The sequence below is a fragment of the Amycolatopsis sp. NPDC059027 genome, assembly GCF_042739735.1.
In the GTDB taxonomy this organism is placed as follows: Bacteria; Actinomycetota; Actinomycetes; order Mycobacteriales; family Pseudonocardiaceae; genus Amycolatopsis.
Map to the genome: position 1 here is coordinate 1 of NZ_JBHYIK010000139.1, position 10,573 is coordinate 10,573.

The following is a 10,573-nucleotide window of genomic DNA, read 5'->3' on the forward strand; positions in this document are numbered from 1 at the left end:
GTGCGTTTAGCGGGCTAAACGCACTTCGCGGCCGAGGTCAGGCGCGGACGGTGAGGCCGACGCGCTGGAACTCCTTCAGGTCCGAGTAGCCGGTCTTCGCCATCGCGCGGCGCAGCGCGCCGAAGAGGTTCACGACGCCCTCGGCGTCCGACGACGGGCCGAACAGCAGGGTCTTGAGGTCGACGGCGTAGTCCGGGCCCGCGGCGACGCGGGAACGCGGCAGCGACGGGTGCGCGGCGGCGGCCGTCCAGTACAGGCCCTGACCCGGCGCGTCGGACGCCGCGGCCAGCGGCGCGCCCAGCATGACGGCGTCGGCACCGCAGGCGATGGCCTTCGCGATGTCGCCCGAGGTGCTGATCCCGCCGTCGGCGAGGACGTGCACGTAGCGGCCGCCGGTCTCGTCGAGGTAGTCACGGCGCGCGGCGGCGGCGTCGATGATCGCGGTGGCCATCGGGACGCCGATGCCGAGGACGCGGTCCGTGCTGGTCACGCCGGGGGTGGCGCCATGGCCGACGATGACCCCGGCCGCGCCGGTGCGCATGAGGTGCATCGCGGTGCGGTAGTCGCTGACACCGCCCGCGATCACCGGGACGTCGAGACGCCCGATGAAGTCCTTGAGGTCCAGCGGCTCGGCGTCGCGCTGGACGTGCTCGGCGGAGATGATCGTGCCCTGGACGACCAGGATTTCGACACCGGCGGCGAGGAGGTCGGGCGTCAGCTCGGCGGCGTGCTGCGGGCTGACCCTCGCGGCCACGGTGACCCCGGACTCGCGGACGGTCTTGATCGCCTCGCTCAGCAGGTCGAGCCGGATCGGCGCCGAGTGCAGCTCCTGCAGGACCCGCACGACGGCGGTCGGGTCCTCGGTGTCCTCGGCGGCACGGACTAGCCGGAAGATCGTGTCCTCGACGTTCGCATGCCGGGCCCAGAGCCCTTCGGCGTTGAGCACGCCGAGACCGCCGAGCTCGCCGACAGCCACGGCCGTGCCCGGCGACACGATCGCGTCGGTCGGGTGGGTGATCAGCGGCAGGTCGAACCGGTACGCGTCGATCTGCCAGGCGGTGGACACCACCGACGACGACCGGGTGCGCCGCGAAGGCACGATCTCCACGTCGTCGAGGCCATACGCCCGCCGCGCGGTGCGGCCCATGCCGATCTCGACCAGATCCCGCACGGTAAGTCCCTTCTCGTGGTCACGCCCCAGTCTTACGCCCCATTGTCGCTAGGCCGCGTGGGTGACCTACGCACGGGGCACCCCAACCCCGCCGCGCGCACCCGCCCTGAAGTGCAGTTAGCGGGCTAAACGCGGCGCTTAGGCATGCTAAGGAGCGCGTTTAGCCCGCTAAACGCGCTCGGGGGAGGGTGGGGCGGCGGGGTTAGAAGGAGACCTTCTGGACGGAGTCCGCGCGCATGACGGCCTCCTGCTGGAACTCCTTCTTGTAGTCCGCGCGGATCTGCTCGATCTCGGTATTGGCCTTCGCGGCGTCGGCGAACGAGTACACGATGACGATCACATGCGACCGTTCGTGCACGATCTGGCCGTTCGCGCCCTTCCACTGGCCCTTGCCGGGCAGCTCGGTGAAGCCGTTCGGAAAGGCCCGGGTCAGCTCCTTGTCCGAGAAGATCCCGAACTCGGTGTCCGTCACCTCGGTGCCGTCGGGTTTCCCGGTGCCGAAATACAGCTCGGTGCGCTTCCACACGTCACCAGGCGACGCCGCGACGTCCGAAGAAGCCGCACCGCCCGCGGACGCCGACGCCGAGGACGCCGCGACGCCCCCACCGACTCCCAGCACCGCCACCACGGCCACCGCCGCCACCGTCCGCCGCGAAACCACCCGTCGCGAAACCGACATCCGTCCGTCCCTCCTGAAACCGAAACCGGTCGACACCCGGGAAGTCTTCCGGGTGCCGACCGGCTGGCGGAACGGCTGAACGGGCTGTCTACCGGGTCGTGTAGTTCGGGGCCTCGACGGTCATGGTGATGTCGTGCGGGTGGCTCTCCTTGAGCCCGGCCGCGGTGATCCGCACCAGCTGCGCCTCCTGCAGCTCGGCGATCGTGTTCGCCCCGGCGTAGCCCATGCCCGCGCGCAGCCCGCCGACCAGCTGGTGCACGACGTTGGCCAGCGGCCCGCGGAACGGGATCCGGCCCTCGATGCCCTCGGGGACGAGCTTGTCCTCGTTGAGCACGTCGTCCTGGGCGTAGCGGTCCTTCGAGTACGACTTCGCCTCGCCACGCGACTGCATCGCGCCCAGCGAGCCCATCCCGCGGTAGACCTTGAACTGCTTGCCGTTGACCAGGATCAGGTCACCGGGCGACTCCGCGGTGCCCGCCAGCAGGCTGCCCAGCATGACCGTGGACGCGCCAGCGGCGATCGCCTTGGCGATGTCGCCCGAGTACTGGATGCCGCCATCGCCGATCACCGGGATCCCGGCCGGGCGGCACGCCTGGTCGGCCTCGTAGATCGCGGAAATCTGCGGGACGCCGACGCCGGCGACGATCCGCGTGGTGCAGATCGAACCCGGCCCGACCCCGACCTTGACGCCGTCGACGCCCGCGTCCACCAGCGCCTGCGCGCCCGCACGCGTCGCGACGTTCCCGCCGACGACGTCGACGGCCTCGCCCAGCTCCTTCTTCAGCAGCGCCACGGCGTCCACGACGGCCCGCGAATGGCCGTGCGCGGTGTCCACCATCAGCACGTCGACACCGGCGTCGGCCAGCGCCATCGCGCGCTTGTGGCCGTCCACGCCGACGCCGACCGCGGCACCGACGACCAGCCTGCCGTCCGGGTCCTTGGTGGCCCGCGGGTACTGCTCGGTCTTGACGAAGTCCTTGACCGTGATCAGCCCGCGCAGCTTGCCCGCGCCGTCGACGATCGGCAGCTTCTCGATCTTGTGCCGCCGCAGCAGCCCGAGCGCCGCGTCCGCGGTGACGCCGACCTGCGCGGTGACCAGCGGCGCCTTCGTCATCACGTCGCTGACCGGGCGGGTGTGGTCGACCTCGAAGCGCATGTCGCGGTTGGTGATGATGCCGACGAGCGTCCCGGCCGCGTCGGTCACCGGGACACCGGAGATCCGGAACCGCGCGCACAGGGCGTCGACCTCGGCCAGCGTCGCGTCGGGCGAGCAGGTGACCGGGTCGGTCACCATCCCCGCCTCGGAGCGCTTGACGACCTCGACCGCGGCGGCCTGCTCGTCGATCGGCATGTTGCGCTGCAGCACGCCGATGCCGCCCTGACGCGCCATGGCGATCGCCATCCGCGCCTCGGTCACGGTGTCCATCGCGGCGGAGACCAGCGGGACGCCCAGGGTGATGTTGCGGGTCAGCCTCGTACTCGTATCGACCCCGCTCGGTACGACGTCCGATTCGGCGGGCAGCAGCAGCACGTCGTCGAAGGTCAGCCCGAGCATGGCGAACTTGCTCGGCACGGGTGCGGTCACGCTGTCGCTGGTCATAGCAGGCGAAGGGCCTTCCTGGCGGGGGATGAACAGGGCCGCGATACGACGCTGTGGGCCTTCCCCTCATGATATCCGGGCCGCGCGCAGGTCCCGGGCGGGTGGGGACCGGCACCACGCGCCCGGTACCGTGCAGGCCGTGCCGCACGATGTGTTGCCCCCAGACCCCTTCGCGGATGATCCGGACGATCCGGCCCGCGCCTTCCTCGACAGCGACGACAGGCTGGACGAACCGATCACTCCCGACGAGCGCACCGAGCTGCTGGCCGACCTCTCCGATCTGGCCGTCTACCAGGCACTTCTCGAGCCGCGCGGGGTGCGCGGCATCGTGGTGGACTGCGGCGAATGCGACGAGCCGCACTACCACGACTGGCACCTGCTGCGGGCCAGCCTGGAACAGCTGCTCGCCGACGGCCGGATGCGGCCGCACGAGCCAGCCTTCGACCCCAACCCCGGCGACTACGTGAGCTGGGACTACTGCCGCGGCTTCGCGGACGGCGTGACGGCGAACGAAAGCGCCTACTGACGCCCGCCGACCAGCAAAAAGGGCCTTGGTGAGATCGCTCACCAAGGCCCTTTCGGTTGCTGTGCCGGGTTACGGCGTCGACGGCGTGACAGCCTGGCCCTGCTGGCCCTGGCCGCCCGCACCCGTTTCGCTGCGCGGAGTGCCGCTGCCACCCGGCCCGTTGCCGGTGGCGGGGGTCGTCGTGGTGACCGGAGGCGGCGGGGTCGTGGTCGGCGTGACCGGCGGCGGAGGCGTCGGCGACGGCGTGGAGCTGGTCACCGGCAGGCTCGTGCTGCCACCGCTGCCCGGCAGTGTGGTCGGTGCGCCGCTGGCCTGGTTCGACGGGCTCGTCGTCGGGTTCTGCGGCTGCTGGGACGGCAGCTGGCCCGGCGGCGGCGCGGGCGCCGTCGGATCGTCCAGCTGGGCGCTGAGCTGACGGTGCTGCTGGATCAGCTGGTCGCGGTTCTCCGCGTCGGTGACCTGGCTGAGCGCGGCCTGCGCGTCGGCGAGCGCCTTGCGCGCGAGGTCGAGATTGCCGCCGGCGAGCGCGAGATTCGCCTTCTCCAGGTCCAGTTTCGCCGCGGCGGCGGCTTCCACCGACCGCGCGTGGTCGGCGTAGAGCACCTTGGTGAGTCCCCAGAGCGTGTCCCCGGGCTGCGCGTCACGCGCGGCGAGCCCGGTGCCGGTGAAGGCGATGGCCAGCACGGCGGCCGCGGCGGCGACCGGGACGAGCATCCTGCGACGGCCCCGGCCGGAATGGCGGCGGGCCAGTGTCGCGGCGCCCACGGTGCGCACGGCGGTGTCGACGTCCACGAGCTCGGCGAGCGGCTCGCTGTCGATGTCCCGTCGCCAGGCGACGAGAAGTGCGTTGAGTTCCTGGTCGCCGAGGCTGTCGGCGATCGCCGGGTCCGAGCCGCCGAGGGCGTCCAGCAAGGCGTCGTCGGCCTGGACTGCGGACAGGTCGGCGGCGAACTCCGCCTCGGAGGCGGTCATCCCGTTGCCCCATGCCGACGAGCCCACGGTCTGCTCGTGCTCGGCGCCCGGTCTGTCGTCACGCTCACGCCCGGTCACTCAGATCACCTCCTCGGCGGCGAGGACCTTGCGCAGGCGCGCCAGCGCCCGGTGCTGGGCGACCCGGACCGCGCCGGGCGTCGAGCCCACCGCGTCCGCCGTCTCCTCGGCGGAGAGGCCGACGACCACCCGCAACACCACGATCTCCCGCTGTTTGTCCGGCAGCACCTGCAACAACTGCGACATCCGCTCGTTCAGTTCACCCTGTAGCGCGCGCTGCTCCGGACCGACCCCGCCCTCGACCTCGTCGGGCACCTCCGCCACCGGTTCCGCCCGGTTGCGGGCCGCGGCCCGATGCGCGTCTGCCACTTTGTGCTGGGCGATACCGTAGACGAAGGCCAGGAAAGGTCGCCCCTGATCACGGTACGAGGGCAATGCCGTGAGCACCGCGAGACACACCTCCTGCGCGACGTCGTCTGCCGAAGCGAACGAACGCTCCTGCCTGCCAACCCTGGCCCGGCAATACCGCACGACCAGTGGACGGATGGCCGCCAACAACCGCTCGACGGCCTGTGGGTCGCCCTCGACAGCAGCGGCGACCGGCTCATCCAGTCCATCCCCCACATTGGCCATCGCAGACAACAGTCCCAGTGTTACGTGTAGGCGTGCAAAGAACCCGGCGCATGGTTACTCTCCCCGTGCGCCGGTCACATCTACCGTACCTTTGGCCGGTCGACGACGTCCGCTCACGGTCGTCCCCCGGCGCGCCGTGGCGACGCCGGTTCTCCCGCTCCGGCCTTACCTGGCTCTTCTCGCCGAAGACAGCTGTTCAACGAGTGAGGAACCAGACAGGTACGCGGCCCGATGCTGGCTGGGCCGGGAAAAGCCTGCCCGAGTTAACGGACGGAAAACATCAAGGGTGACCGGGAACACAGCTACGGGCCAGGGCGGCCTCCGCCCTGGCCCGTCGTCACCCGTACTGCCGTTCAGGAACGAAGTGCTCGCCCCGGGATCAGGAGACCAGGCCGCGCCGGAAGCCGTGCGCGACGGCCTGCGCGCGATCGCGCACGCCGAGCTTGCGGAACAGGCGCCGGGCATGCGTCTTCACGGTGTCCTCGGACAGGTACAGCTCACGCCCGATCTGGCCGTTGCTCTTGCCCTGGCTCATCCCGCGCAGCACCTGGAGCTCGCGCTCGGTGAGCTGGACACCGGGGTCGGAGGGCTGCCGCGGCGCGGGCACCGAGGTGCTGGCCAGCGTGTGCGCCAGCGCGGCGACCAGCTCCGGACGGGAGGCGTCCCACCGGAGGTAGCCGCGGGCACCGCCGGCGATCGCGGCGGCGATGCTGCCCGCGTCGTCCGGGGCGCCGAACACGATGACGTTGGCCTGGGGGTTCGCGGAAACGAGCCGACGGGTGGCTTCGACGCCCGTCGGGACGGCACGCTGCGTCCCGACCAGCACGACGTCCACCGGCTGGCGGGAGTACCGGGCCAGCAGCTCGTCACCGTGCGCTACGCAGTCGATGCGACTGACCCCAGGGACCGCGGACATCACACGGGTGAGCCCTTCACGGACACTGCGTCGGTCGTCGCAGATCAAGACCGTCGTCACGGGGTTTCCTTCCTGCAGCCGGGTGACATTCCACTTCCCCTATCGGACGCTTTAGCCCGAACCTTGACACGATCCGGTGGCTTTTTTTGAAGTTTCTTAGCCCGGATGCCGGAACGCCGTTTCCTAGAGGCTCAACCCGGTCAAGGCGGAACCCACGGCGATTCGCGCGCGATTCGCCTCCCGCAAGGATCTGCGTGCCGTAACACTGCGTGCAACACCTCAGCGGCTCTGAATCGATACTTCTCGGCGTGTCCTGCCCCAAGGTCCGCCATCACCCCGGCCACCACCCAAGAAAGTGAATAGAGTTCGCTTTTTTCCGTCGCCGCCAAGGCGTTTTCGAGAAGGTCTCTCGCATTGTCCCGCTCGCCGGGATCGCCCGCCGCCATCAGTGCCACTCCGAGCACGATGCCGGATTTGATCTCGTGCCGCCGGGCACCGCGTTCCCTCGCCGCTTCCAGCGCGTGGCGCGCGGGAGCGACGGCCTCGCCCGCCCTGCCCGCGGCGAGTTCGATCTCGGCGCCGACCCAGCCGCTACGCACCGTGGCCCGCCAGCCCGCCTCCTCGGCCGTCGCGAGCGCGAGCAGCCGGCGCGCGGCAGCGAGCCTGCCGAGCGCGAGGTTGTCCGCCGCGAGCCCGAGCAGCGCGTCGGCACGCGCTCCCGCCACGTCGAGCCCGTCGGGGTCGCGGCCGGTGTCCGGGAGCGCGATGGCCAGCGCGTAGGCCTCCCCGTCAAGCGCCCGGGCCCGGACGTGCCCGCCCAGTTGACGCCGGTGCGAAGCCAGCGTGCTGCCCGCGAGCGACGCGATGAGCGGGCTCGGCTCCTTGCCGAGGCCCGCCAGCAGCGTCGCCGCGGCGGCATACCGGCCCCGCGCGCCCAGGACGATCGCCGCGAGCAGCCGCGCCACCGGCGTGGCGGACGGCGGCACCACGACGGGACCGGCGGGCAGCGGGTCACCGCCGAACGCGGCTGTCCGCAGGGAGCGTTCCTGCACCTGTCCTTTCTAGCGCCTCGCACCGACAAGAACATGCTCGATGCGGTCGGCGGCCGCGGAAAGATCCGTCAGCAGCTCGACCTTGCCGGGCAGTGTCGCGCGGTCCCAGCCGGGCCCGCAGGCGAACAGCCTGCTGCGCTGGCGCCCGCGCGACACCCTGGCGAACAGCCGGGGATCGGCGGCACCGCGACGACGTGCCCAGAGCACGACGGCGGCGGGCGCGCTGCGGCGTACCGCGACCGCGAGCACCTCGGCGGGCAACGGAGCCCCGAAGAGCTGGGCGCCGACACGCCTTTCCGCCAGCGACGCGGCCAGCGCGTACATCGGCATGCTGTCGCGTTCCTCCGGTACACAGCTGAGCAGCACCGGGCGGGTGTTGCGGGGCTCGTCGAGCACCGGGGTGGCGCGGACGAGCGCGGCGAAAACGCACTCCGACAGGAAGTACTCGACCTCGGCGCCCGCGCTGACTCCGCGCCAGCGCGCGCCCAGCGCGGTCAGCACGGGCTCGATCACCCCGGTCCACGCGGACAGGACGCCGAGTTCGCCGATGATGTCGACCAGCATCCGCTGTACCGCGCCGGCGTCCATCGCGAGCGCCGCGGTGCTGAGGCGGCGAGCCAGCCGGGACGGCACTTCGTGACCGTCCGGTTCCTTCTCCTCCTGCGGCTCGTCCACCAGCGCGCCGACGATCTCCGCGGCCGCGGGCGGACCGGATCGGGGTATCTGCTCGAGGGCGTAGCGGGCGGCTTCGGCCGTCGAAGCACCTCGGAGCAGTGCGCGCTGCATGAGTTCGAGACGTCCGATGTCGGAACTGCCGTAACGGCGGTGCCTGCCGTCGGTGTGCCTGCTCGGGCCGAGCCCGTAGCGGCGGTCCCAGGTACGCAGGGTGGACGGCGCGACCCCGAGCCGGCGGGCGACCGAGGCCACCGGCAGGGTGGGTTCTTCCGTGCCCGACCCAGCTCCCACGCGGCCCAATATCCCGGGCGTCCGGGCGACGGGCAACCGGAGCCAAAAGCCCAGCTCACACATCCGGGGGATGCCTAACGGCTGAATCGGGGTGAATCTCTTGAACAAGTATTGGCGCGCTTCTAACGTTACCGCCGTTGCACCGAATGGAGTAGCAGCACCACAGCGGAGCAGCTAAAGGCATCGACCGGATGACGGAGGCGGTCAGGATGGCAGACACGCGCAGGCTCCCGGGTCCCAACGCGGACATGTGGGACTGGCAGCTGGAGGGGTCGTGTCGGGGGATGGACAGCGCGTCCTTCTTTCACCCGGATGGCGAGCGCGGTCCGGCGAGAGCACGCCGCGAAGCCAGGGCGAAGGCCGTCTGCCTGGCCTGCCCGGTGCTCCAGATGTGCCGGAGCCACGCGCTCGCCGTACACGAGCCGTACGGGATCTGGGGCGGGCTCTCGGAATCCGAGCGGGAACACATCATCAAGTCCGACAAGCGCGCCATGAGCATGTCGAACGGCTAGGCCCTCTCCCGCCTGCCGTTCCGGAGGGGCGGCGTCCTTTGTGGACGCTGCCCCTCCGTCATTTCCGCGACTCCCCTGGCCAGGCGGCGAGCGCGACGTCGATCGACGCGCCGAGTTCGGACAGGGTCGCGCCGTCACGCGCCTGCACCGACAGTCCGAAGAGCACCGTCGCGTAGAAGCGACCCAGCGCGTCGACGTCGGTCTTAGCGGGCAGATCGCCGTCTTCCAGGCCCTGGCGCAGCCGCTGTGTGATCGACTCCTGGGTTTCGCGGCGCAGCTCGGCAAGGTAGGTGTAGAGCCCCTGGTTCGCGGGCGTGCAGTTGGTCGCGGCGAGCACGACCATGCAGCCGCTGGGGTGGCCGGGGTCGACGTAATCGCGCGCGTTGTCCCGGAGGACCGCCTCGATGGCGACACGGGCCGTCGGCTCTCGCAGCGCTGCGGCCGTGAAGCCGCCGTACTTTTCGCAGTAGTGCCCCACAGCCTCACGGAACAACGCCTCCTTGCCGCCGAACGCGGCGTAGAGGCTCGGTGGGTTGATGCCCATCGCCGTCGTCAGGTCGGCCAGGGACGCACCTTCGTAACCACGCGCCCAGAAGACGTACATCGCCTCGGTCAGCGCGTGGTCGCGGTCGAAGGCCCTGGGACGTCCTCGCGGTGACATGGACCACCTTCTGTAATGACTGATACAAAAACCCTTGACGCCCGGATCTTACGTCCCCTTTTATGTAGTGACCACTAAAGAAAGGGGAGTTCCCATGAACACACCGCTGGCGGGCAAGGTGGCACTGGTGACCGGCGGGGGCCGGGGCATCGGCGCGGCGATCGCCATCCGGCTGGCCACGGACGGCGCCGACGTCGCGATCACCTACGAGCGCTCGCGGGACCGGGCGGAGAAGGTCATCGCCGAGATCGAGGGCCTCGGCCGTCGCGGCGTCGCGATCCAGGCGGACAGCGCGGACGCCGCCGCGGTGACCGGCGCCGTCGACCGCGCGGCCGCCGAACTGGGACGGCTGGACATCCTGGTGAACAACGCGGGGGTGTTCCCGACCGGCACCGTCGACGAGCTGAGCGTGGAGACGATCGACCACACGCTCGCGGTGCACGTCCGGGCCGTGCTCGTGGCAGCGGGCGCCGCGGTGCGGCACATGGACCGCGGTGGGCGGATCGTGTCGATCGGGAGCGATCTGGCGGACCGGGCGCCGTGGCCGGGGCTGAGCCTGTACTCGGCGAGCAAGTCGGCGCTGGCGGGCCTGACCCGCGGGCTGGCGCGCGATCTGGGGTCGCGGGGGATCACCGCGAACGTCGTGCACCCCGGCTCGACGAACACCGACATGAACCCGGCGGACGGGCCGCACTCGACGTCGCAGCTGGAGCACATCGCGCTGGGCCACTACGCCGACGCGTCCGACATCGCGGCGACCGTCGCCCATCTCGCCGGCCCCGGTGGCCGCTACATCACCGGCACCACCATCACCGTCGACGGCGGCTTCACCGCCTGACCCCACCCCCGCCCCGAGCGCGTTTAGCC

General features: G+C 71.0%; 12 protein-coding genes. 3 read left to right on the plus strand and 9 right to left on the minus strand.

What is annotated here, in order from left to right; translation table 11 throughout:
• Positions 1-37 precede the first annotated feature (37 nt).
• The 3 genes from ACFWY9_RS44175 to guaB form a co-directional block, all read right to left on the minus strand.
• Positions 38-1,171, minus strand: a complete 1,134-nt coding sequence (locus ACFWY9_RS44175) for a GuaB3 family IMP dehydrogenase-related protein (protein WP_378327580.1) — start codon at positions 1,169-1,171, stop codon at positions 38-40.
• A 202-nt stretch (positions 1,172-1,373) separates the two neighbouring features.
• Positions 1,374-1,850, minus strand: a complete 477-nt coding sequence (locus ACFWY9_RS44180; protein ID WP_378327581.1) for a DUF3574 domain-containing protein — start codon at positions 1,848-1,850, stop codon at positions 1,374-1,376.
• Between the two features lie 88 nt (positions 1,851-1,938).
• Complete coding sequence (guaB, locus tag ACFWY9_RS44185) at positions 1,939-3,450, minus strand: IMP dehydrogenase (RefSeq protein ID WP_378327582.1); 1,512 nt, start codon at positions 3,448-3,450, stop codon at positions 1,939-1,941.
• 130 nt (positions 3,451-3,580) lie between these two features.
• On the opposite strand from guaB, the gene ACFWY9_RS44190 reads away from it, so the two are divergent.
• Positions 3,581-3,976 (plus strand): DUF5319 domain-containing protein, encoded by a 396-nt coding sequence (locus tag ACFWY9_RS44190; protein WP_345397513.1) that lies wholly within the window; start codon positions 3,581-3,583, stop codon positions 3,974-3,976.
• A gap of 69 nt (positions 3,977-4,045) precedes the next feature.
• Here ACFWY9_RS44190 and ACFWY9_RS44195 read toward each other — a convergent pair whose 3' ends face one another.
• From ACFWY9_RS44195 to ACFWY9_RS44215, 5 genes are all read right to left on the minus strand, one after another.
• Entirely contained in the window at positions 4,046-5,026 is a 981-nt protein-coding gene (locus ACFWY9_RS44195; RefSeq protein WP_378327583.1) for an anti-sigma-D factor RsdA, read from the minus strand.
• Complete coding sequence (locus ACFWY9_RS44200; protein ID WP_345396876.1) at positions 5,027-5,599, minus strand: sigma-70 family RNA polymerase sigma factor; 573 nt, start codon at positions 5,597-5,599, stop codon at positions 5,027-5,029.
• Positions 5,600-5,978: 379 nt separating this feature from the next.
• Positions 5,979-6,575: a response regulator transcription factor gene (locus tag ACFWY9_RS44205; protein WP_003073605.1), complete on the minus strand. Its 597-nt coding sequence runs from the start codon at positions 6,573-6,575 to the stop codon at positions 5,979-5,981.
• A 140-nt stretch (positions 6,576-6,715) separates the two neighbouring features.
• The gene (locus ACFWY9_RS44210; RefSeq protein WP_378327584.1) at positions 6,716-7,567 is read right to left on the minus strand and encodes a hypothetical protein; all 852 of its coding nucleotides are present in this window, start codon (positions 7,565-7,567) and stop codon (positions 6,716-6,718) included.
• Between the two features lie 9 nt (positions 7,568-7,576).
• A complete protein-coding gene (locus ACFWY9_RS44215; protein ID WP_378327594.1) occupies positions 7,577-8,494 on the minus strand; it encodes a MerR family transcriptional regulator in 918 nt (305 codons plus the stop codon).
• Between the two features lie 230 nt (positions 8,495-8,724).
• On the opposite strand from ACFWY9_RS44215, the gene ACFWY9_RS44220 reads away from it, so the two are divergent.
• Positions 8,725-9,045, plus strand: a complete 321-nt coding sequence (locus tag ACFWY9_RS44220; protein WP_378327585.1) for a WhiB family transcriptional regulator — start codon at positions 8,725-8,727, stop codon at positions 9,043-9,045.
• A gap of 58 nt (positions 9,046-9,103) precedes the next feature.
• Here the strand turns inward: ACFWY9_RS44220 and ACFWY9_RS44225 are convergent, their stop codons facing one another.
• Positions 9,104-9,706, minus strand: a complete 603-nt coding sequence (locus ACFWY9_RS44225) for a TetR/AcrR family transcriptional regulator (protein WP_378341703.1) — start codon at positions 9,704-9,706, stop codon at positions 9,104-9,106.
• 94 nt (positions 9,707-9,800) lie between these two features.
• On the opposite strand from ACFWY9_RS44225, the gene ACFWY9_RS44230 reads away from it, so the two are divergent.
• Complete coding sequence (locus ACFWY9_RS44230) at positions 9,801-10,544, plus strand: SDR family NAD(P)-dependent oxidoreductase (RefSeq protein WP_378327587.1); 744 nt, start codon at positions 9,801-9,803, stop codon at positions 10,542-10,544.
• Positions 10,545-10,573 lie beyond the last annotated feature (29 nt).

Coding starts and splice junctions, on each gene's coding strand:
- ACFWY9_RS44220 (WP_378327585.1), top strand. CDS start 8,725: ATGACGGAGGCGGTCAGGATGGCAGACACGCGCAGGCTCCCGGGTCCC.
- ACFWY9_RS44200 (WP_345396876.1), bottom strand. CDS start 5,599: ATGGCCAATGTGGGGGATGGACTGGATGAGCCGGTCGCCGCTGCTGTC.
- ACFWY9_RS44225 (WP_378341703.1), bottom strand. CDS start 9,706: ATGTCACCGCGAGGACGTCCCAGGGCCTTCGACCGCGACCACGCGCTG.
- ACFWY9_RS44230 (WP_378327587.1), top strand. CDS start 9,801: ATGAACACACCGCTGGCGGGCAAGGTGGCACTGGTGACCGGCGGGGGC.
- guaB (WP_378327582.1), bottom strand. CDS start 3,450: ATGACCAGCGACAGCGTGACCGCACCCGTGCCGAGCAAGTTCGCCATG.
- ACFWY9_RS44180 (WP_378327581.1), bottom strand. CDS start 1,850: ATGTCGGTTTCGCGACGGGTGGTTTCGCGGCGGACGGTGGCGGCGGTG.